Annotated in this window: 18 protein-coding genes; 9 read left to right on the plus strand and 9 right to left on the minus strand. The window is 69.8% G+C overall.

What is annotated here, in order from left to right; translation table 11 throughout:
* Position 1: 1 nt before the first annotated feature.
* The gene (locus AB4Z48_RS05770) at positions 2-994 is read left to right on the plus strand and encodes a Bug family tripartite tricarboxylate transporter substrate binding protein (protein ID WP_441612919.1); all 993 of its coding nucleotides are present in this window, start codon (positions 2-4) and stop codon (positions 992-994) included.
* Between the two features lie 158 nt (positions 995-1,152).
* Positions 1,153-2,127, plus strand: a complete 975-nt coding sequence (locus AB4Z48_RS05775; RefSeq protein WP_441612920.1) for a quinone oxidoreductase family protein — start codon at positions 1,153-1,155, stop codon at positions 2,125-2,127.
* Here AB4Z48_RS05775 and AB4Z48_RS05780 read toward each other — a convergent pair.
* The 3 genes from AB4Z48_RS05780 to AB4Z48_RS05790 form a co-directional block, all read right to left on the minus strand.
* Positions 2,114-3,190: an AraC family transcriptional regulator gene (locus AB4Z48_RS05780; RefSeq protein ID WP_441612921.1), complete on the minus strand. Its 1,077-nt coding sequence runs from the start codon at positions 3,188-3,190 to the stop codon at positions 2,114-2,116. The genes AB4Z48_RS05775 and AB4Z48_RS05780 overlap by 14 nt on opposite strands.
* 172 nt (positions 3,191-3,362) lie before the next feature.
* Positions 3,363-3,914 carry a cytochrome b/b6 domain-containing protein gene (locus AB4Z48_RS05785; protein ID WP_441612922.1) on the minus strand — a complete coding sequence of 184 codons (552 nt, stop codon included), beginning with the start codon at positions 3,912-3,914 and terminating at the stop codon, positions 3,363-3,365.
* 34 nt (positions 3,915-3,948) lie between these two features.
* Positions 3,949-4,215, minus strand: a complete 267-nt coding sequence (locus AB4Z48_RS05790; RefSeq protein WP_441612923.1) for a PepSY domain-containing protein — start codon at positions 4,213-4,215, stop codon at positions 3,949-3,951.
* A gap of 178 nt (positions 4,216-4,393) precedes the next feature.
* Between AB4Z48_RS05790 and arfB the strand changes: the two genes are divergently transcribed.
* The 3 genes from arfB (at position 4,394) to AB4Z48_RS05805 (ending at position 6,853) form a co-directional block, all read left to right on the plus strand.
* The gene (arfB, locus tag AB4Z48_RS05795) at positions 4,394-4,801 is read left to right on the plus strand and encodes an alternative ribosome rescue aminoacyl-tRNA hydrolase ArfB (protein WP_441612924.1); all 408 of its coding nucleotides are present in this window, start codon (positions 4,394-4,396) and stop codon (positions 4,799-4,801) included.
* 198 nt (positions 4,802-4,999) lie between these two features.
* Complete coding sequence (locus tag AB4Z48_RS05800; protein ID WP_441612925.1) at positions 5,000-6,022, plus strand: fatty acid desaturase; 1,023 nt, start codon at positions 5,000-5,002, stop codon at positions 6,020-6,022.
* Between the two features lie 6 nt (positions 6,023-6,028).
* A complete protein-coding gene (locus AB4Z48_RS05805; protein WP_441612926.1) occupies positions 6,029-6,853 on the plus strand; it encodes a phosphate/phosphite/phosphonate ABC transporter substrate-binding protein in 825 nt (274 codons plus the stop codon).
* 14 nt (positions 6,854-6,867) lie between these two features.
* Here AB4Z48_RS05805 and AB4Z48_RS05810 read toward each other — a convergent pair whose 3' ends face one another.
* On the minus strand, positions 6,868-7,812 hold the full coding sequence (locus tag AB4Z48_RS05810; RefSeq protein WP_441612927.1) for an alpha/beta hydrolase fold domain-containing protein: 945 nt from the start codon (positions 7,810-7,812) through the stop codon (positions 6,868-6,870).
* Between the two features lie 61 nt (positions 7,813-7,873).
* The gene (locus tag AB4Z48_RS05815) at positions 7,874-8,548 is read right to left on the minus strand and encodes a TetR family transcriptional regulator (protein ID WP_441612928.1); all 675 of its coding nucleotides are present in this window, start codon (positions 8,546-8,548) and stop codon (positions 7,874-7,876) included.
* A gap of 288 nt (positions 8,549-8,836) precedes the next feature.
* On the opposite strand from AB4Z48_RS05815, the gene AB4Z48_RS05820 reads away from it, so the two are divergent.
* The 3 genes from AB4Z48_RS05820 (at position 8,837) to AB4Z48_RS05830 (ending at position 14,588) form a co-directional block, all read left to right on the plus strand.
* Positions 8,837-12,145 carry a bifunctional cytochrome P450/NADPH--P450 reductase gene (locus AB4Z48_RS05820; protein WP_441612929.1) on the plus strand — a complete coding sequence of 1,103 codons (3,309 nt, stop codon included), beginning with the start codon at positions 8,837-8,839 and terminating at the stop codon, positions 12,143-12,145.
* Positions 12,146-12,270: 125 nt separating this feature from the next.
* Positions 12,271-13,482, plus strand: a complete 1,212-nt coding sequence (locus AB4Z48_RS05825) for an MFS transporter (protein WP_441612930.1) — start codon at positions 12,271-12,273, stop codon at positions 13,480-13,482.
* Positions 13,483-13,547: 65 nt separating this feature from the next.
* Complete coding sequence (locus tag AB4Z48_RS05830) at positions 13,548-14,588, plus strand: GlxA family transcriptional regulator (RefSeq protein WP_441612931.1); 1,041 nt, start codon at positions 13,548-13,550, stop codon at positions 14,586-14,588.
* Between the two features lie 28 nt (positions 14,589-14,616).
* On the opposite strand, the gene htpX is transcribed toward AB4Z48_RS05830, so the two are convergent.
* From htpX to AB4Z48_RS05850, 4 genes are all read right to left on the minus strand, one after another.
* Entirely contained in the window at positions 14,617-15,495 is an 879-nt protein-coding gene (htpX, locus tag AB4Z48_RS05835; RefSeq protein ID WP_441612932.1) for a protease HtpX, read from the minus strand.
* 187 nt (positions 15,496-15,682) lie between these two features.
* Positions 15,683-16,054, minus strand: coding sequence for a hypothetical protein (locus AB4Z48_RS05840; RefSeq protein ID WP_441612933.1), 372 nt, complete (start codon positions 16,052-16,054; stop codon positions 15,683-15,685).
* A gap of 171 nt (positions 16,055-16,225) precedes the next feature.
* Positions 16,226-17,929 carry an FAD-dependent oxidoreductase gene (locus AB4Z48_RS05845; RefSeq protein WP_441612934.1) on the minus strand — a complete coding sequence of 568 codons (1,704 nt, stop codon included), beginning with the start codon at positions 17,927-17,929 and terminating at the stop codon, positions 16,226-16,228.
* Between the two features lie 147 nt (positions 17,930-18,076).
* Positions 18,077-19,588: a polyamine aminopropyltransferase gene (locus AB4Z48_RS05850; RefSeq protein ID WP_441612935.1), complete on the minus strand. Its 1,512-nt coding sequence runs from the start codon at positions 19,586-19,588 to the stop codon at positions 18,077-18,079.
* A 209-nt stretch (positions 19,589-19,797) separates the two neighbouring features.
* Here AB4Z48_RS05850 and AB4Z48_RS05855 point away from each other — a divergent pair, with 209 nt between their 5' ends.
* Positions 19,798-20,184 carry a DUF350 domain-containing protein gene (locus AB4Z48_RS05855; protein WP_441613054.1) on the plus strand — a complete coding sequence of 129 codons (387 nt, stop codon included), beginning with the start codon at positions 19,798-19,800 and terminating at the stop codon, positions 20,182-20,184.
* Positions 20,185-20,198: the final 14 nt, after the last annotated feature.

Here is a 20,198-nt window from a genome sequence, read left to right on the forward strand (position 1 = left end):
AATGAAACGCCTCACCAAGATTGCTAGCCAGGCCCTGGCGCTCACGTTCGCCATTGGCGCGTGGATGCCGGCCATGGATGCCGCCCAGGCCGCCGGATGGCCAGCCAAGCCTGTGCGGATACTCGTTGGCGCGCCGCCGGGCGGCACCGCGGATATCGTGGCTCGCCTCCTTGCCTATGAGTTGCAGGGCCCGCTTGGCCAGACTGTTATCGTCGACTACAAGTCTGGCGCGGCTGGCGTCGTCGCCGTCCAGGGCCTGCTGTCCGCGCCGCGGGACGGATACACATTCCTGTTGATCCAGAAGGGGATTGCCGCCGAAGTGCCGCACGCCATCAAGGTGTCCTACGATCCGTTCAAGGACATCGTGCCGATTGCCCAGCTCACCCGGCAGGGCCTCATATTCGTCGGGAACCCCGCTTTGCCCGCGAAGAATCTTGCCGAGCTGGTCACGTACATCAAGGCGAACCCGGGCAAGATCGACTACGCGAACTTTGGCATCGGCTTGCGTGGTCAGACGATCGGCGTGCAATTCAATCGTCTCGCCGGACTCGATACCGGTGCCGTCAGCTACAAGGGGTCCCCGCCCGCACTACAGGACATCATGGGCGGACAGGTGCCTCTTATGTTCGACGGCCCGGCAACGTCGTTGCCGTTCATCAAGTCCGGAAAGCTCAGGGCCTTCGCGGTGGCCTTCCCCCAGCGGATCTCCGCGCTTCCCAACGTTCCCACCTTTGCAGAGCTGGGCTATCCCGATCTCAATGAAGTGGGCTGGATGGGGCTCTGGTCGGCGCCAGGTGTGCCGCCGGCCGTGGTGGCCAAAATGCGCGAGGCCACGCTCAAGGCCATGCAATCGCCCTCGCTACGGCGAAAGATCGAAGACCTGGGTATGGAAATTGGCTCGCCGGCTACCTCGGAGGAGCTTTCAAGGGACGTGCGGGAATCCTACGAGCGCCAGGGCAAGCTATTGCGCTCGATCCACTTCACCCCGGAGTGATGACTCCCGAATCCGGTCGCCGTGCGGATGAAGTTCATTGCATACGTCGTTGCGGCGCCGGAACTCGCGACCGCCAACGCATCGCGACAAGCAGCAACTGAAAGGCAGGCAGGCGCTGGCGTCACGACGCCAGCAGGACGAGATCAACAGGAGGCAGGATGAAATCAGTACGCGTATTGCCCGGCGCCGACGGTGGTCGGCTTGCGGTGCAGGACATTCCGGTTCCGCGGCCGGGCCCCAACGAGGTGTTGGTCCGGGTGCGTGCGTCGGGGATCAACTATGGCGAGATCAAGTACATGCGGGAGCATCGTACGGGCGCCCCGATGACCGCCGGCGTCGAGTTTGCGGGCGAGGTCGAGAGCGTTGGCGACCAGGTCAGCGGTTGGCGCGAAGGCGACCGGGTCATGGGCCATGGCCGCGGCTGCCACGCCCAATATGTGGTCGCCGCCCCGCTGGCGCTGATGCCGGTCCCGGAGGATGTGTCGTGGATCGACGCGGCAGCGTTCCCCAATGTGTTCATCACCGCCCATGACGCGCTGGTCAGCAACGGTGAGCTGAAGGCCGGCGAGTCGGTGTTCATCAATGGTGCCTCGGGCGGCATCGGCATGGCCGCAATCCTGATCGCGTCGGCACTTGGCGCCCGGCCGGTGATCGCGTCTTCGAGGTCGGCGGAAAAGCTGGAGCGCCTGCGCGGCCATGGGGTGGATGTCGGCATCGATGCATCCCGCGAGCCCCAGGTCGAAGCCATCATGGCTGCCACCGGCGGCCGTGGCGTTGACGTCATCATGGATACCATTGGCGGCTCGGTCTTCGAGGACCATATCAAGAGCCTTGCGGTAAAGGGGCGCCTGGTCAATCTCGCGCGGCTGGGCGGGGCCAGCACGGCGCAGGTCGATATCAACCTGCTGTGGCTGAATCGCCTGAAGCTGATGGGTGCCACGTTCCGCACGCGCAGCGAGCAGGAGCGCGTCGAGTGCGTCCAGGCTTGCGCGCGCGATCTGCTGCCGTACTTCCGTAAAGGCAAGCTTCGCCTGCCGATCGACCGCACATTCCCGATGGATTCGATCGGTGAAGCGTACGCCTACATTGAGCGCAGTCAGCACATGGGCAAGATCGTGCTCATTGCCGACTGACGGCGGGAACCGGGCGGCGACGCCTCAGGGTTGAAGCCGCCGCATTTGCCGAATGGTCGGCCGTCTGCATGCGCCATTGCGTGACGCTGCAGCCAAAGGCGGCACGGAACCAATGGCTGAAGCTGCTCTGGTTCGAAAATCCCATCAGGCCCGCGACCTCGCCGATTGGCAGGTCGCTCTCGCGCAGGTGACGCATCACCAGCTCCGAGCGCACTTCGTCGAGCACGACCGAAAAGGTCAGCCCTTCCGCGATGAGATGGCGATGCAGCGTGCGACGATCGATGCGCAGGTGCCGCGCCACCTGCTGGGCCGTGCAGCGTCCACCCTGGAGCAGTGCCATGATCAGTTCGCGGCACGATTCGCGCATGCCGTCGCCGCGGCGCCTCAGGGCTGCGTCGAGGTAGTCGCGCGCCAGTTGCGTAGCCCCTGAGTCGTCGGGCGTGCGCGACTTGTCCAGATCGGCCGCCGCGCAGACCATGCCGTTGAACGACTGGTTGAACATCGGGTTGCGGCCAAAAAACGCGCGGTGGGCCGACATGTCGGCCGGCGGACGGTGCGTGAAGCAAATCTGTTGCGGCCGCCACTGCGGGCCGATCAGTTCGCGCAGGATGCGAAACATCATGGCCACGCTCAGTTCCATCGCCTGGCGAGTCGCCGGGCCCGGGCCGGGCAGCAGGTCTTCGCTGATGACGACGGTTTGGCCGACATCCTCGATGCGCATGATCAGGGAGGGGCTGAGCAGCTTCAGGTAACGGCACAAGGCATCGAGCGCCTGCCGTGGCGAGGGCTCTTCCTTGAGCACCAGGCTGATCGGTCCCAGGTTGGAGAACGTGCGGCGCGCCGCCAGCCGCAGCGCAAGGTCTTCCATGCCCGTGGCGCTTGCCGTGACTTCCAGCAACTCGCGCAGGGCATGGCTGGGGATGACCGCACCGGGTTCCCGGAGCAGGCGCGCCGACAGCCCCACCTTCCGAAGGAACGTCCCGGGATCACGCCCAAGCGACTCCATCAGCTCGATGTAGCCGTTCAGGCTGGCACTGCGAACAAGTCGTCCGACGTTTGGCATGGCGGTGGCTCCACGTGCGCCGACACGATTCCGGAGCTTTCGGATGGGATCAAAGAAGCGGGCGCGCGGCGGGCCGCACGAGAGAAGTATGCCTCAATGCGCGGCCTTGCCTCGTGCCGGTCCGCAGCGGTGCGGGATGGCTTCGCCTGGCCGGACGGATTCCCACGCGGGGCTAGCGAGGCGGATCGGTCCCGGGCGGATCGCCCTGACGCTTGTTGCCGGTCAGCATGGCGGCAATCAGGTTCTCGCGGTGAAGCCGTCCCATCGCGATGGCGGCCATGACATGGAGCGCGACCAGGCCCATGAGGATGTAGGCCAGCACGCCGTGCAGGCGGGTAACCCAGTCCTCGCCCCAGTAGGCGTCGAGGCGGGACATCCAGCCCGTCGCCGCCAGCGCGAGGATCAGGAACCAGAGCGCAAGCATCATCACGGCACCAAGCGGGCTATGACTGAGGTAGCGCGGCGGATGGCCCGTTGCCAGGGCCTTGCAATAGGTGGCGAGGCCGGACGGGCCCGGCACCCAGCTGGAGAACCGCGCGGGCTTGCTGCCTATCGCGCCCCAGGCCAGGCGGACGAGCACGAGGCCGGCCGCCACGTAGCCGAGATTGCGATGCAGCGGGCCGCCCGAGTCCTCGTACAGATCCCACAGGACCAGGGCCGCCACGCACCAGTGCGTGGCGCGCACGACGCGGTCCCAGACGCGAACGGAGGCGGCAGCCGTCATTGCGGCGGGACCGGCGCGCGGCTCGCTTCCCGGCTTACTTCTCGATTTCCGATTTGACCACCTCGAGCGTCTTGGTGTCGTAGTAGATCTCGGCCTTCTTGCCCTCCTTCGTGGTGCCATAGATCTCATAGCAGTTGCCGTCCACCTTGAACTTCTTGATGGTGTAGCCCTGCGCTTCGATCTTGGCCTTGGCGTCGGCCTCCTTCATCCATTCCGCCTTGGGATGGGCAACACATTTGGCGCTGGCGAAGGCGCCCGTCGAAAATGCGCCGGCCAGCAAGAGCAGGGCGATACGTTGCATAAAGGTCTCCGGAATGTGGATTGGCGCATCAGCATAGTGTGGATAAGAACGATTCGCAATACCGGGTTTCCCTTGACGCTCCCTTGGCGTTCCCTTGGCGAAGCGGGTGCCGCGAGGCGGGCCCGGCTTCGCCTCCCGACACCACGTCGACGCGCCTGGCCTTGCTATGATCCGTGCCATGGCGCCAGATATCCACATCCCCCACACCGAGTATGAGATCACCGCGATCCGCGCGCAGGGCGCCGGCGGGCAGAACATCAACAAGGTGTCCAACGCGGTGCACCTGCGTTTCGACGTGCGCGCGTCGTCGTCGCTGGACGACGACCACAAGGCACGGCTGCTGCAGCTGCATGACCACCGCATCACGCGCGATGGCGTTGTGGTGATCAAGGCGCAACAGCATCGCAGCCTGGAGATGAACCGCGAGGAAGCCGTGCGGCGCCTGCACGAGCTGGTGCGCAGCGTGGCCACGCCGCCGCGCGCGCGGCGGCCCACGCGGCCCACCTTCGGCTCACGCATGCGGCGCCTGGAGGGCAAGAACCAGCGCAGCCAGGTCAAGGCGCAGCGCGGCAAGGTGCTCGACTGAGCGCGCGGCGCGTACCCGTGCCTGCGTGCGCATATCCATATCGGCTTTCCTTCGTTCCGTTTTCCGCCACGGCGCCTAAGCTGGTCTGACATCCCCGCGCTCGCCGCCCATCGGCTTGACAGGCGGCGCGGGATGCCCTGGGTGTCCGCATCGCCTCGATTGCCGTACAGCCCGCCACCGTTCAACGATGACGCAGCCATGGCAATCTACCTGGACGACATCCAGCGCGCGGAGATCGCGCGCGCCAGCCGCGCCTGGCTCTGGCGCACCGAACTGCCGACCTGGCTGCTGATCGCGGCGGTCTACGCGGCGTGGTTCGGCACCGCGCTCAACGCGGCCCGCCTCGGCCTGCCGCTGACGGCGGCGCTGCTGACCGTCGCCACCACGTGGTACATGTCGCTGCAGCATGAATTGCTGCACGGCCATCCCACGCGGCTGCCCTGGCTCAACGCGCTGTTCGGCGCGGCGCCGCTGGCGGTGTGGTTTCCGTACGGCCTCTACCGCCGCGAACACCTGATCCATCACGCGGCCGACCATCTCACGCACCCCGGGGCCGACCCGGAGAGCTACTTTCTGCTGCCTGGCGACTGGCAGGCGTCTGGCCCCGCGCTGCGCATGCTGCTGCGCTGGCGCAATACGATGGCCGGCCGCGTGCTGCTGGGGCCGGCGTTCGCCATCGCGCAGACGATGGCCGCCGCATGGCGACAGGTGCGCAGCGGCGACCTGCGCGATGTGCCGATATGGCTCGCGCACCTGCTGGCGCTGGCCGCGCTGCTGGCCTGGCTCGACCGCGCGTGCGGCATCGCGCCGTGGCTGATGCTGGCGGGCGTGGCGTATCCGGCGTTGTCGCTGTCGGCGGTGCGCTCGTTCCAGGAGCACCGGCCGCATGCGCTGCCGGCGCGGCGCAGCGTCATCAACGAGGCGGCGTGGCCGTGGCGCCTGCTTTTCCTCAACAACAACTATCACCTGGTCCATCATGACTTGCCGGCAGTGCCGTGGTTCGCGCTGGGCGGCATCTATCGCACGCGCGCGCCGGGCTACCGGCGGCGCAGCGGCGGCTTCGTGGTGAAGGGCTACGGCGAATGGCTGGCGCGCTTCGCGCTGCGCCCGGCCGCGCCGGTGGTGCATCCGCTGTTCCGCGACGCGCGCCGCCATGCCGCCGCGGTGGCGGCAACGGGTACGCGCGCCGGCAATGATGCGCGCGCGCGGCTGACAGGGTGAACGCGCATGGATGACCGCAGGCACTGGGTGGCCGCGCTGCCCATGTACAACGTGACGCCCGCATTGCGCGCGGACTGGCTGGCGCTGATTGCGCGCGTGGCGGACGTGCTGGCGCGCGGGCCCGATCCGCTCTACCTGCGCGCCGTCGACCCCGGCACCACGCACGACGCGCTGCATGCGTTCTGGCGCCGCCCGGACCTGCTGCTGTCGCAGGCCTGCGGCTACCCCCTGGTGCAGGGCCTGCAGCGCCATGTGCGCGTCGTCGGCACGCCGCGGTTCGATGCGCCGGGCTGCGACGGCGAGCACTACAGCAGTGCCATCGTGGTGCGCGCCGGCGGCCCGGCCACGCTGGCGGATTGCCGCGGCTTGCGCGTGGCGTACAACGACGACGCCTCGCACAGCGGCATGAACGCCTTGCGTCATGCGGTGGCGCCGCTGGCACGCCAGGGGCGCTTTTTTGCCGCCGCGCTGCGCACCGGCTCGCACCTGGCGTCGCTCGACGCCGTGGCGCACGGCGAGGCGGACGTGGCCGCCATCGATTGCGTCACGCTGGCCTTCGTGCGCGACCACCTGCCCGCACGGCTGGCGGCGCTGCGCCAGATCGGCGGCACCGCTTGCGCGCCCGGCCTGCCGCTGGTGTGCTCGCGCCATGCGAGCCCGGCGCTGAGCGCGCGCGTGGGCGATGCGCTGGAACAGGTCATCGATGCCGAGCCGGCGCTGGCGCAACGCTTGCGCCTGCGCGGCATCGCCCGCACGGCGCTGGCGCACTACGCGCCGGTGGCGCGCATGGCGCGCGCCGCGGCAGCCGCCGGCTATGCGCGGCTGGCGTGAGCGCGCCGGCGCGCTCAGTTCCGGGTGACGCGGCTGGCGAAGGCCGCCGCATCGCCCAGCGCGCGGCGCGCCTCGGGCAGGAAGGGGTGATAGAGCTGCCAGACGTGCGGCAAGCCGCGCCAGATGTGCAACTCCGCCTGGCCGCCGGCGGCCAGGCAGCGCTCGACCAGCCGGCGCGAATCGTCGAGCAGCACTTCCTTGTCGCTGGCCTGCACATAGAGCGGCGGCAGCGTGGCCAGCGCGGCGGCATCCGCGTACAGCGGCGATGCCAGCGGCTCGGTGGCGGCGGTCTTGCCGAGATAGAGACGGGCGGCGCGTGCGATCGATTCGCCATGGAACATCACGTCGTGGCGGTCGTTGCTGCGCAGTGTTTCGCCGGTGGCGGCGAGGTCGGTCCACGGCGAGAACAGCAGCGCCCCGGCGGGCAGTGGCAGGCCGCGCGCCTGTAGCGCGAGCAGCGTCGCCAGCGCCAGCCCGCCGCCGGCCGAATCGCCGGCGATGACGATCTGCCCCGGCGCGATGCCGCGCGCCAGCAGCGCCGCATAGGCAGCGAGCGCATCGTCCAGCGCGGCGGGGAACGGATGCTCCGGCGCCAGCCGGTAGTCCAGCGAGAACGCCTGCATGCCGGTCTTGCGCGCCAGTGCGAGCGTCAGCGGGCGATGCGTCTGCGGCGTGCAGAAGTAGTAGCCGCCGCCATGCAGGTAGAACAGCGTCGGCACATCGGCCTGCGAGCCAGCCTGCAGATCAGCATGCGCACCGGCGCCTTCGCGGCGCGTCCATTCCCCAGGCAAGCCGGCGTCCCCGGAGCGCTCGATGCGCCAGCCCGCAGGCACGCGCGCATTGTGCCCGAACTGCGACATCGCCCGCCGCGCGGCGGCCACGTCGATCTGCGCGGGCGGTGGCCCGCGCTTCAGGCGCTTTCTCAATCCATAGGACAGCAACAGGTTCTGCAGGCTCATCGGCTCCTCGCTCGCTGGTCACCACTGCTTGTCGTTACCCGGCCTTGTCCTGGCGCCCCGCTCAGTGCGGCCGCCCCTGCTGCGGCTTGCGCTTGCGGCCCGCAGTGGGCGCGGCGGCCTGGACATGCGCGGGCCCGCGCTGCTGCTCCGCGGCGCCATGCAGCAGCCAGCAGATCAGCTGCTGCGATTGTTCGATGCGCTTGCGGCGCCCCTGCGCGTTGTCTTCGAGATAGTCGGTCGACAGATGGAACAGGTAGGACACCACGTAGGCGATCAGGTCGTCGATGGCCGTGCGCGGCAGCCCCGGGCAGAGTGCCAGCCGCTCGATGTCTTCCGCCGTTTCGGCGGCGATGTCGGCCAGCAGCTGGCGCACCGCGTGGCGCAGCGCCGGCTGCGGCCCGGTGCTGCCGCACACGCCGACGATAAAGGCGTCGGGGTGCGCCTCGGCGTAGGCGAAGAAGGCCTCGCAGCAACGCGTGGCGACCTCGCCGGGATTGTCGCGCGCCGCGGCCCAGCGCACCGCGCGCAGCATCGGGCGCAGCTCGTTGCTGACCTCGGCCACGGCCGTCAGTGCCAGTTCTTCCATATCGGCGAAATGGCGGTAGAAGGTGTTGGGATTGAGGCCCGCTTCGCGCGCAAGCTCGCGCAGGCCGAGGCCGGCGAAGCTGCGCCGCGCGGCGGCAAGGCGCAGCGCGGCGTCGATCAGTTTGCGTTTGCCGGCGGCAACGTCATCCATGGTATCGGTCTGAAAAATTGAGGCTGGGATAGCGCAAGCATATCCGGAGCGGGCCGGGCACGGCCTGTTGCGCGATCCTGTTGCGCGATCCTGTTGCGTGATCCTGTTGCACGAGGCCGTTGCGAAAAACCGTTTGGAATTGACACTCGGCATACATTCGTCTACTTTGCTGCAAAAGTAGACGCTTGTCTACGTCCAAGAACGAAGACACACGAGACACGCGCGGCCCGCGGGCCGCCCGGCACAACCCCGGCGCCTTGCGCGCCGACTTCGAACGGTGACCTGAACATGCAGCCAGTCTCCAACCCGGCTTCCGTCTCCGCCGCTACCGGTTCCGCCGCGGCTGCCGCGCCGGTGACGCGCGCGCTCGAGCCCATCCCGCAGGCGCCCGGCTGGCCGGTGGTCGGCAATCTCCTGCAGGTCACGCCCGGCATGGTCGCGCAGCACCTGCTAGCGCGCAGCCGCGAGTTCGACGGCATCTTCGAGCTGAACTTCGCCGGGCGGCGCGTGGCCTTCATCTCCGATGCAGAGCTGGTGGCGGAGCTGTCCGACGGCCAGCGCTACCGCAAGCTGATCGGCCCGCCGCTGTCCTACCTGCGCGAGGTGGGTGGCGACGGCCTGTTTACCGCCGACCACGACGAGGAGAACTGGGGCCGTGCGCACCGCATCCTGATGCCGGCCTTCAGCCAGCGCGCCATGAAGGGCTACTTCGACGTGATGCTGCGCGTGGCCGAGCGCCTGGTCGGCAAATGGGACCGGCAAGGCCCCGGCGCCGACATCGCCGTGGCCGACGACATGACCCGCCTCACGCTGGACACCATCGCGCTGTCGGGCTTCGGCTACGACTTCGATTCCTTCGCCAGCGAAAAGCTGCATCCCTTCATCGACGCCATGGTGGGCGCGCTCGAAGAGGCCATGGGCAAGCTCACGCGCTTCGCCATCAAGGACAAGTTCATGCATGCGGCGCACCGCAAGTTCGCCGCCGATGTCGGCTTCATGCGCGAGCTGGTGGACGACGTGGTCAGGCAGCGCCGCGCGGCGGCCGCGCAGGGCCAGGCGCCCGCGCCCGACCTGCTCAACCTGATGCTCGACGCGCGCGATCCCGAGACCGGCGAACGCCTGGACGACGTGAATATCCGCAACCAGGTCATCACCTTCCTGATCGCCGGGCACGAGACCACCAGCGGCATGCTCACCTTCGCACTGTACGAGCTGCTGCGCAACCCGGGCGTGCTGGCGCAGGCCTATGCCGAAGTGGACGCCGTGCTGCCCGGCGACGCGCCGCCGGTCTATGCCGACCTGGCCCGCCTGCAGGTGATCGACCGCGTGCTCAAGGAAACGCTGCGGCTGTGGCCCACCGCGCCGGGCTTCTCGGTGGCGCCGTTCGAGGACACCGTGCTGGGCGGACGCTACCTGATCCAGAAGAACCGGCGCGTGTCGGTGGTGCTTACCGGCCTGCATCGCGACCCCAAGGTATGGGAGGATCCCGATCGCTTCGATATCGACCGCTTCCTGCCGGAGAACGAGGCGCGCATCCATCCGCATGCCTACAAGCCGTTCGGCAACGGCGAGCGTGCCTGCATCGGGCGCCAGTTCGCGCTGACCGAGGCCAAGCTGGCGCTCGCGCTGATGCTGCGCAACTTCCAGTTCAGCGATCCGCACGACTACCAGTTCCGCATCAAGGAAACGCTCACGCTCAAGCCGGACGCCTTCACGCTGCGCGCGCGCCGCCGCCGTCCGCACGAGCGCATCGTGGCCGCCGCCGCGAGCGTGGCCGGCGTGCAGGCCGGGCGCCCGGCGGTGCAGGGCGACGGCCTGCCGCTGGCGGTGCTGTGCGGCTCCAGCCTGGGCACCGCGCGCGAACTGGCCGAGCAGATCCACGCCGGCGCGCTGCAGGCCGGCTTCGCCGCCACGCTGCGCGACCTCGACGACGCGGTGGACGCGCTGCCCACCGAAGGACTGGCGGTGATCGTGGCGGCCACCTACAACGGGCGCGCGCCCGATTCGGCGCGGCGCTTCGAGGCCATGCTCGACCGGCGGCGGGCGGACTCGCTGCCGGGTTCCGGCGCGGACTATCGCGCGCCGGGCCTGCGCTTTGCCTTGCTCGGCTGCGGGAACTCGCAGTGGTCCACGTACGAGGCCTTCCCCAAGCGCCTCGACGATTTCTTCGGCGCGGCCGGCGCCATGCCGCTGCTGCCGCGCGGCGAAGCCGACGGCAACGGCGACTTCGATCACGCCGCCGAACTGTGGCTCGCGGCGCTGTGGCAATCGCTGCAGGCCTTGCGCCTGGCGCAGGGAGCGGACGTGACGGATGCGGCCGCGGCGGGCGGCGTCGAAGTGCGGCTGCGCGATATCGCGGCCATTCGCGCCGGCACGCTGCCGCCGTCCACGCAGGCCTTTACCGTGCTCGCCAATACCGAACTGGTCAACGATCCCGCCGGCCTGTGGGATTTCGCGCAGGAAGCACCGCGCACGTCCACGCGCGATATCCGCCTGCAGCTGCCGCCCGGCGCACGCTATGCCACCGGCGACCACCTCGCGGTCTATCCGCAGAACCAGCCGGCGCTGGTGCAAGACCTGTGCGCGCGGCTCGACCTCGATCCCGATGCGATGGTGACGCTGTCCGCCGCGCATGCTGCCGCCGCGCGCGGCTTGCCGCTGGAAGAGGCGCTGCCGGTGCGCGAGCTGCTCACGCATTTCATCGAACTGCAGGACGTGGTGTCGCGCCAGACCTTGCGCACGCTGCTGCAATACACGCGCTGCCCGTTCACGCGCGCCGCGCTCGAGCGCCTCGCTTCGGACGACCCTGCGGAAGGCTATGCGGCCAGGGCGAGCGCGCAGCGCCTTGGGCTGGTGGATGTGCTGGTGCGCCATCCGGCCATCGAGCTGACCTTGCCGGGCTTGCTGGCCTGCACCGTGGCGATGCGGCCGCGCTTCTATTCCATCGCCTCGTCGCCCGCGGTGTCGCCCGATGTGGCCACCATCACGGTCGGCACGGTCTGGTCGCCCGCGCTGTCGGGGCGCGGCGTCTTTCGCGGGGTGGCTTCCACCTGGCTGCAGGGCCTCGGGCCCGGCGCGGTGGTGGCTGCCCATATCCGCACGCCGAACCCGCCGTTCGCGCCCGATGCCGACCCCGCCAGGCCGATGATCCTGGTCGGCCCGGGCACCGGCATCGCGCCGTTCCGCGGCTTCCTGGAAGAACGCGCCGCGCAGAAGGCCGCGGGCACGCAGGTTGGCGTCAGCCAGTTCTACTACGGCTGCCGCCATCCGCAACACGACTGGCTGTACCGCGACGACATCGCGCGCTGGCAGGACGCGGGCGTGGTGCAGGCGCATGCGGCGTACTCGACCGGCAGCGCGCCGGACCAGCGCTTCGTCCAGCATCTGCTATGGCGCGACCGCGCCGCCGTGTGGACGATGCTGCAGGAAGGCGCGGCGCTCTACGTGTGCGGCGACGGACGGCAGATGGCGCCGGCGGTGCGGCGCACGCTGATCGAGATCGCGGCGCAGCAGGGCGGCATGGCAGAGGCGGCGGCGTCGGACTGGCTGGCCGGCATGGTGGCGCAGGGGCGCTACAGGCAGGACGTCTTCAACTGACCGGCTGGCCCGCCCGGGAATCCGCCCGCGCCGCATGGCAGAAATCTGCGGATCATTGTCAGCCGGCGTGGCGGCGCTTTCCCTACGCTCGGTGTCATCCCCAACGCCCTTCACCGGAGCGCCCGATGACACCTTCCGCGCTATCGCAAGCCCGGCTCCTGGCGGTCTGCCAGGCCCTGTTTACCTCGGCCCTCTCGGTCGACCTCACGCTTACCGGCCTGGTCGGCTACACGCTCGCGCCGGACAAGGCGTTGGCCACCTTGCCGTTCGCGCTGATCACCGTGGCCTCCGCCGTCACCGCCATCGCGGCGGCCTTCCTGATCGAGCGCCTGGGCCGCCGCGTGGCGTTCTGCCTGGGCGGGCTGGCCTGCTGCGCCGGCGGCCTGGTGTCGGTATGGGCCATCTCGCACCATGACTTCGTCGCGTTCTGCGTTGGCACCGCGCTGGTCGGCGTGTTCCAGGCGTTCGCGCGCTTCTACCGGCTCGCCGCCGCCGACGCCGCCGCGCCTGCGGACAAGCCGCGCGTGATCTCCACCGTACTGACCGGCGGCGTGGTGGCGGCGGTCTGCGGCCCGGCCATCGCCGCGTGGAGCAGCGACCTGATGGCAGCGCAGCCATTCGCCGGCGCCTACGCGGTGGTGGCCGTGTTCGGGCTCGCCACCGTGCTCCTGCTGGCGCTCGCTTATCGCGACGCGCCGGCCCACGTTGTGGTGCAGGCGCAACGCGCGGAGGCCGCGCTGCCCGCGCGCCCGCTCGCGGAGATCGCGCGCCAGCCGCTGTTCCTGGCGGCCTTCGCCAACAACGGCATTGGCAACGCGGTCATGATGTTCGTGATGACGGCCACCCCCATCGCCGCGGTGGCGTGCAGCCACACCATCACGCAAGGCGCGCAGATCATCGAGTGGCACCTGGTCGGCATGTATGCGCCGTCGTTCTTCTCCGGCTGGCTGCTGCAGCGCTTCGGCCGCGGGCCGATGCTGATGTGCGGCATCGCGCTCGCTGCGACGGGTTCGCTGGTGGCGCTGGCGTCCACGGCGCTGCCCGCGTTCTACGTGGCCCTGCTGTGCCTCGGCGTGGGCTGGAACTTCATGTTCGTCGGCGGCACCACCTTGCTGGCCGAGACCTATCGCCCCGCGGAGCGCGCGCGTACCCAGGCGCTGGCCGAGTTCTCCGCCGCCGTGCTGACCGCGCTCGCGACGCTGGCTGCCGGGCAGGTGCTGTACCGCTACGGCTGGCAGGCAGTGAACCTGGCCGTGTTGCCGGCGCTGGCCGTGGCGCTGGCGATCACGCTGGGCTGGCAGCGCGGCGTCGCGCGCCGGGCGGTGCTGGCGGGATGAACGCGCGCGCCGGTATGATCGGCAGGCCACCCACTGCCCCAGGCTCCCGCCGCGGAGCGACTGCCATGCCAGCCAGCCTTGCCTTGCCGGACGATCCGCCACGCAGCGTGGTGATCGTCGCGCCGGATCCGGCGCAGGAACTCGACGTGACCGGGCCGAGCGCGGTGTTCGGCCACGCCAACCGGCTCGAAGGCAGGCGCGGGCCCGCCTACGACATCCGCATCGCCAGCGTGAGCGACGACGGCGTGGTGCGTACCGAAAGCGGCATCCGGCTGCTGGCCGACGCGCCCTACCACCGCATCGCGCAGACGCTGCCGGGACCCATCGATACCTTGCTGATCGCCGGCGGCTCCGGCCACCGCACGGCGGCCACCGACGCGCGCCTGATCGACTGGATCCGCGCGCAGGCGCCGCATGTGCGCCGCCTCGGTGCCGTCTGCACCGGCGCCTTCATGCTGGCGAATACCGGGCTGCTCGACGCGCGCCGCGCCACCACGCACTGGCGCCACGCCGCGCGGCTGGCCGCGCAGCACCCGCAGGTGGAGGTCGATCCCGACCCGATCTGGATCCGCGCCGGCGACCTCTATACCTCGGCCGGCGTCACCGCCGGCATGGACCTGGCGCTGGCGCTGGTGCAGGACGATCTCGGCCACGCCGCCTCGCTGGCGGTGGCGCGCGAGCTGGTGCTGTTCCTGCAGCGCCCGGGCAACCAGGCGCAGTTCTCCACCATGCTGCAGGCGCAGAGCGCGCAGAACCCGGAACTGCGCGAGTTGCAGGGATGGATGGCGCAGCACCTGGCGCGCGACCTGTCGGTGCCGGTGCTGGCCGAGCGCGTGGCGATGAGCCCGCGCAATTTTGCCCGCGTGTTCGCGCGCCAGGTCGGGGAGACGCCGGCGCGCTACGTGGAGCGTTTGCGGGTGGAGGCGGTGCGGCGCCTGCTAGAGGAAGACGGCCGGCGCCTGGAAGGCATCGCGCATGCCACCGGCTTCGCCAATGCCGACGTGATGCGGCAGGCCTTCCAGCGGCATATGCAGACCACGCCCGAGCGCTACCGGGCGGCGTTCCGGGCGTGCCCCGCAACGAGCCTGGCGGCTGCGCCAGCCTAGAGCGGCCGGCGCGTCGCCAGGCGCGCGTTCAGCCGCGGGACTGCAGCGCGGCGATGCGCTGCTCGATCGGCGGGTGGCTGGAGAACAGCGACAGCCACGACTTGCCGCCGGCGATGCCCATGGCCTGCATGTTCTGCGGCAGGCCTTCGGGCTCCAGGCCGCCGAGGCGGCGCAGCGCCGCCACCATCGGCGTCGGCGAGCCCATCAGCTTCGCCGCGCCGGCGTCGGCGCGGTATTCGCGATGGCGCGAGAAGGTGGCGACGATGATGCTGGCCAGCACGCCGAACACGATCTCGCACACCACCACGGTGATCATGTAGCCGATGCCGGGGCCGCTCGATTCCTCGTCGTTCTTGCGCAGCATCGAATCCACGAAATAGCCGACCACGCGCGCCAGGAAGATCACGAAGGTGTTCACCACGCCCTGGATCAGCGTGAGCGTGACCATGTCGCCGTTGGCGATGTGGGCCACTTCGTGCGCCAGCACGGCCTCCACTTCGTCGTGCGACATGGTCTGCAGCAGGCCGGTGGACACGGCCACCAGCGAGCTGTTCTTGGTCGCGCCGGTGGCGAAGGCGTTGGGTTCGCCTTCGTAGATGGCGACCTCGGGCATCGGCAGGCCGGCGCGCTGGGCCAGCCTCTGCACGGTCTGCACCAGCCAGACTTCGGTACTGTTGCCGGGCTGTGTGATGACCTGGGCGCCGGTGGACCACTTGGCGATCATCTTGGACATCAGCAGCGAGATGAACGAGCCGCCGAAACCCATCAGGGCGGCGAACGCCAGCAGCATGCCCAGGTTGAGCCCGTTGCCGGTGAGGAATCGGCTCACCCCGAGCAGGCTGGCGGTGAAGCTGAGGACAAGCATGACGGCGAGGTTGGTCGCCAGGAAGAGCAGGACGCGTTTCATTTTTGGTCTGTGAGGAAAGTCGGTCGAATCAAAGGGAAAAACGGCAAAACGGGCACTGGCACCTCGCACGGGCGCGGACAGCGCGGCAATGCGCGGATGACGCACACGCGGCACGCCTCGGATGGCGCGCCGGTGCTGACGGCGAGGTGCGGGAAACGAGGCGCGCGCCAGGACGGCGCGCCGGGGCTCAGGCGCTTGGCGGGCGCTGCTGGAGGGGGAGGTCGGGGTCGGGCAGCAGGCCCGGGCGGTGCAGCGGCGCGCCGCTGCGCGCCAGGCCGGCGGCCACGCGCAACGGCGCGGCGGGCAGCAGGGATTCGGCGAGGTCGGCGCCGCCCTGGGACGGATCCTTGGCGTCGCTGCCGTCGTGGTCGGCCTGGTCAAAGGCCGTTGCGGCAAAGACCGCGGGCGACCCGCGGTCCTGATCCGCACCGCCGGCCGCCACGGCGCACGCATGCTGCGTCCGGTCGGCAGGCAATCCGGTGTTGCCGCTTGCGCACACGCTAGCGCCTGCCCAGCTCTGGAAGGGCATGACGGCAAGCATCAGGAGCAGCAACAGCAAGCGAATGGGGCGCACGGAAAATACGTCTGGTTCGGAATCGTGGAATCGAATCGTGAATCGCAGTGTTCGACACGAAACCGTGCCAGGAATTCTACAGGATGCGGCATTCGCAGCGGTGCTGCCATCCCCGGTGGCGCAAGCCGCACTTGGATCGCTGGACCGGCCAGCGGTTCAGCCGAGGATCTTCTGCGCGGCACGCGTGCCCCACCAGGCAGCTTCCTCGAATACCGACAGGCCGGACAGGTCGGCGTGCGCGAACAGGATGCGGCCGTCGGCCGCGCGCAGCGCCGCGCTGCCGGCATTGGAGAGGAAGCCGGTGCGCGGCGAGGCCATGGCATGGCCGCGCACGGTGATCTCCACCGCATCCGCGTGGCGCCAGAAGGCGCGGCCGTAGACGGCGTGCAGGTCGGCGGTGGCATAGTCCATCAGCTCGGCGGGGCTGGCCCCGGCGAGCCAGCCGCGCACATCCGCAGGCGCGCGGGGAGCCGTACCCGTTGATGCGGCCGGGTCCAGCGGACAGTAGGCAGTGAAGACGGTGGCCGCCGGCATGGCCTGGCGGATCAGCTGGTGCGTGCTGACCACATAGCCCAGCCCGCGCCCGCCGTGGACCACGTTGTCCCAGGCCAGCGGCACGCCCGGCTGCTCGGGCGGGAAGCCGCGCAGGCGGAAGCTCGAGACCAGCCACGGCGCGCTGGGCGGAAGGTGCCGGGCGGGGTCGAAGCCGAACGCGCCAAGTTGCGCCACATGGGTGGCCACGTGCAGCGGCATGGCGCAGATCACGCGGCGCGCGCGGATGCGATACAGCCGCGGCGCGCCGGCCGCTCCGCCGCCGGGCCACCGCGCGCACAGCACCTCCACCTCGCGGCCTTGCTCGCGTACCTGCACGGCCATGCCAGGCCGGCGCCAGGGCCCGGCCCCGGCGCCGGCGCGGTGCGCATCGATGCGCGCCGACAGCCGCGTCACCAGCGTGTGCAGGCCGTCGGGCCAGGTCAGCACGGCGCCGTCGGCGGCGTTGGCGGCATGGCCGGCGCGGCTGGCGAAGTAGTACACGCCCGCCCAGGCCGAGATCACGTCATGGCCGGCGCCGTAGTCGTCGCGGCAGCAGTAGTCCACATAGCCATGCAGCGTCGGCGAGGTAAAGCCCTCGGCGCTCATCCACTGGCGCATGCTCTGCCGGTCCAGCGCGGTCCAGGCCGGGTCCTGCGAGGCGAGCGCCAGCGGAATCGCGAAGGCCTTGCGGCCGTCGCTGCCGCGCGCGTCCTTGAGCCGCTCCATGCGCGCCAGGAAGCGCGCGTGCTGCGCCGCCTCTGCCGGCGCCACGGCCTCGCTGGGCAGCAGGCCGTCGTGCCACTTGCCATCGAAGAACAGGCGTTCGTCCGGGGCATGCACCAGCGCGCGCTCGTCGAACTCCGGGCGCGGCGCGAACGGATCGCGCGCGATCACGCCGGTGTCGGCCAGCATCTCGCGGATGTGGACGGATTCCAGCGAGGGCAGGGGCAGGTAATGCGCGCCGCGCGGAAACGCCAGCTCGCCGAAGCTGCCCCCCGCCGCGTTGCCACCGAACTCCGGGCCCTCCACCAGCACGAAGTCGCGCATGCCCGCGCGCGCCAGTTGCCAGGCCGCGCTGAGCCCGGCCACGCCGCCGCCGAGAATGGCGACATCGGTCACGATCTCTTCCTGCGGCGCCGTCCAGCTCGCGGCGTCCCGCAGCGCATGGCCCTCGGCCATGCCCGGGCGCAGCACCATGGGCGCCGGCTCGCGCAGGCCGACCCCGGCCAGGAAGCGGCGCGCCTCGTCGCCGAGCTGGTCGCAGCCGGCCAGCAGGCCGGTGCCGGCGGCGCCCGCGGCAGCGATCAGGAAGCGGCGGCGGTCCATGCTCTCTCCCTGTGAGCGCCCGCACGGGTTGGTCCGGCAGCGCAGCGACGATGAAGCGAAGCTGTCCTGGCCCGGCGCGCGACCGCAGGCAGGACAAGCGGCACGGCAAGGCCGCGCGACGTCGCCAGGATCACGCTGAGGGTGCCGCTAGCGGATGACATTGCGCCAGTCCTGCTCGAAATCGTGCACCAGCGTCTGCTCGTTGAGCCGGTTCGGGCGCGCCTCGCGCGGCGCCATGTCGGCGGGGAAGCGGAACATCAGCGCGGTGCTGTCGGCATCGAGGAACCTGAGCGGCACGTCGTAGCTGGCCGGCGGCGTGTAGTCGGCGCGCTTGCCGGCCAGGATGAAGCCCCATTCGCCGAAGGACGGCACATAGGCGTGGTACGGCCAGGTGTGCAGCCCGGCCTCGCGCAGCGTGGCGTCGATGTCCCAGAACGAGCGCGGCGCGAAGTACGGCGAGGTGGACTGCACCACCGCATAGCCCTTCTCGGCCAAATGGTGCGAGAGCAGCTTGTACATCGGCACCGAGTACAGCTTGCCGAGGCCGAAGTTGGACGGGTCGGGCAGGTCGACGACGATGGCGTCGAACATGTCGTCGTGCTGCTCCAGCCACTGCGCGGCATCGGCGTTGACCACCTGCACGCGCGCGTCCTTGAGCGAGCCCTGGTTGAGCGCCACCAGCGGCGCGCTGCGCGAGAACAGCGTGGTCATGGCGGGGTCCAGGTCCACCAGCGTGATGTGTTCGATATTGCGGTGCTTGAGGATCTCGCGCACCGCCAGGCCGTCGCCGCCGCCGATCACCAGCACGCGCCGCGCCCACGGCAACGACTGCAGCAGCGGATGCACCAGCGCCTCGTGGTAGCGGTGCTCGTCGCGCGAGGAGAACTGCAGGTTGCCGTTGATGTAAAGGCGCAGGTCGTCCTTCCAGCGCGTGATCACCAGGCGCTGGTAGGGCGTGCTTTCGCTGTGGATGATCTCGTCGCCGAACATGCCGCGCTCTGCCCAGTGCGTGAGGCGCCCCGAGCCGGCGAAGCCGCCCGCCAGCAGCACCAGCACCAGCGAGGCGCGCAGCATGCGCGGCACCGCCGCCTTGAGTTCGTCGCGGAAGATATGGATGGTGACCAGCGCCACGCCGGCATTGAGCATGCCGAACAGGAAGCCCGTGCGCGACAGGCCCAGGCGCGGCGCCAGCACCAGCGGGAACACCAGCGACACCGCCAGCGCGCCGAGGTAGTCGAAGGTGAGCACGCGGCTGACCAGCTCGCTGAAGGCGGTGCGGCGCGCGTTGAGCACGCGCATCACCAGCGGGATCTCCATGCCCACCAGCACGCCCAGCACGAACACCAGCGCATAGAGCGCGGTGCGGAACGGCGCCGACAGCCAGGCGAACACCACGAACAGCAGCGCCGCCGAGACCCCGCCGATCAGCCCGATCAGGATCTCGATATCGATGAAGCGCGCCAGCACATCCTCGTCCTTCACGTAGCGCGACAGCCACGAGCCCACGCCCATGGCGAACAGGTAGCAGCCGATGATGGAAGAGAACTGGAGGATGGAGTCGCCCAGCAGGTAGCTGGACAGGGCGCCGGCGATCAGCTCGTAGCCGAGCCCGCAGGACGCCACGATCAACACCGAAAGAACAAGGGTACGGTCGCGCATCGGTTCAGGGACGATTCAGGAGCGGTCGGCGGGCGAGCAGGGCGGGTGGAAGGGGAGCGGCGCAGGCGCAGGCGTGGGCGCGTGCCGGCGCCCGGCGGATTGCAAATTGTTGCGATGAGCGGAAATGGACAACGATATACTTGAGCGCCACGCGCTACAGCGCTGCCGTTTGGTCGCGGCGCCGCGGAATCCGCCGGAGAACATCGATGATGCAAGGCATCTACGCGTACGTGCTGCACCTGCTGGCCGGCCTTGCCCTGTTGGCCGTGTTCGTCGGAGTCTACACCAGGATCACGCCGTTCCGCGAGTTCGCGCTGATCCGCCAGGGCAACCTCGCGGCGGCGCTTTCGCTGTCCGGCGCGATGTTCGGTTTTTGCTTCACGCTGTCGTCCAGCATCCAGCACAACGACACCTTCGTGATGTTCCTGGTGTGGGCGGTGGGAGCCATGCTGGTGCAGGCGCTGGCCTATGCGGGCCTGGCGCGCGCACTGCCCGACATGGATGCGGCCATCGAGTCGAACAACGTCGGCATGGGCGGCCTGATGGGCGCCATTTCGGTGGTGGTCGGCGCCATCAATGCGGCGTGCCTGTCGTGACGCGCGCGGACCAA

This window comes from Cupriavidus sp. 2TAF22 (assembly GCF_052115045.1).
Classification (GTDB): domain Bacteria; phylum Pseudomonadota; class Gammaproteobacteria; order Burkholderiales; family Burkholderiaceae; genus Cupriavidus.

What these genes read in the sequence shown, in the direction of transcription:
- AB4Z48_RS05815 (WP_441612928.1), bottom strand. Translation starts at nt 8,548, where the DNA reads ATGGATGACGTTGCCGCCGGCAAACGCAAACTGATCGACGCCGCGCTG.
- AB4Z48_RS05805 (WP_441612926.1), top strand. Translation starts at nt 6,029, where the DNA reads ATGGATGACCGCAGGCACTGGGTGGCCGCGCTGCCCATGTACAACGTG.
- AB4Z48_RS05850 (WP_441612935.1), bottom strand. Translation starts at nt 19,588, where the DNA reads ATGCGCGACCGTACCCTTGTTCTTTCGGTGTTGATCGTGGCGTCCTGC.
- AB4Z48_RS05770 (WP_441612919.1), top strand. Translation starts at nt 2, where the DNA reads ATGAAACGCCTCACCAAGATTGCTAGCCAGGCCCTGGCGCTCACGTTC.
- AB4Z48_RS05785 (WP_441612922.1), bottom strand. Translation starts at nt 3,914, where the DNA reads ATGACGGCTGCCGCCTCCGTTCGCGTCTGGGACCGCGTCGTGCGCGCC.
- arfB (WP_441612924.1), top strand. Translation starts at nt 4,394, where the DNA reads ATGGCGCCAGATATCCACATCCCCCACACCGAGTATGAGATCACCGCG.
- AB4Z48_RS05855 (WP_441613054.1), top strand. Translation starts at nt 19,798, where the DNA reads ATGCAAGGCATCTACGCGTACGTGCTGCACCTGCTGGCCGGCCTTGCC.
- AB4Z48_RS05790 (WP_441612923.1), bottom strand. Translation starts at nt 4,215, where the DNA reads ATGCAACGTATCGCCCTGCTCTTGCTGGCCGGCGCATTTTCGACGGGC.
- AB4Z48_RS05775 (WP_441612920.1), top strand. Translation starts at nt 1,153, where the DNA reads ATGAAATCAGTACGCGTATTGCCCGGCGCCGACGGTGGTCGGCTTGCG.
- AB4Z48_RS05845 (WP_441612934.1), bottom strand. Translation starts at nt 17,929, where the DNA reads ATGGACCGCCGCCGCTTCCTGATCGCTGCCGCGGGCGCCGCCGGCACC.
- AB4Z48_RS05800 (WP_441612925.1), top strand. Translation starts at nt 5,000, where the DNA reads ATGGCAATCTACCTGGACGACATCCAGCGCGCGGAGATCGCGCGCGCC.
- AB4Z48_RS05830 (WP_441612931.1), top strand. Translation starts at nt 13,548, where the DNA reads ATGCCAGCCAGCCTTGCCTTGCCGGACGATCCGCCACGCAGCGTGGTG.
- AB4Z48_RS05825 (WP_441612930.1), top strand. Translation starts at nt 12,271, where the DNA reads ATGACACCTTCCGCGCTATCGCAAGCCCGGCTCCTGGCGGTCTGCCAG.
- AB4Z48_RS05780 (WP_441612921.1), bottom strand. Translation starts at nt 3,190, where the DNA reads ATGCCAAACGTCGGACGACTTGTTCGCAGTGCCAGCCTGAACGGCTAC.
- AB4Z48_RS05810 (WP_441612927.1), bottom strand. Translation starts at nt 7,812, where the DNA reads ATGAGCCTGCAGAACCTGTTGCTGTCCTATGGATTGAGAAAGCGCCTG.
- htpX (WP_441612932.1), bottom strand. Translation starts at nt 15,495, where the DNA reads ATGAAACGCGTCCTGCTCTTCCTGGCGACCAACCTCGCCGTCATGCTT.
- AB4Z48_RS05820 (WP_441612929.1), top strand. Translation starts at nt 8,837, where the DNA reads ATGCAGCCAGTCTCCAACCCGGCTTCCGTCTCCGCCGCTACCGGTTCC.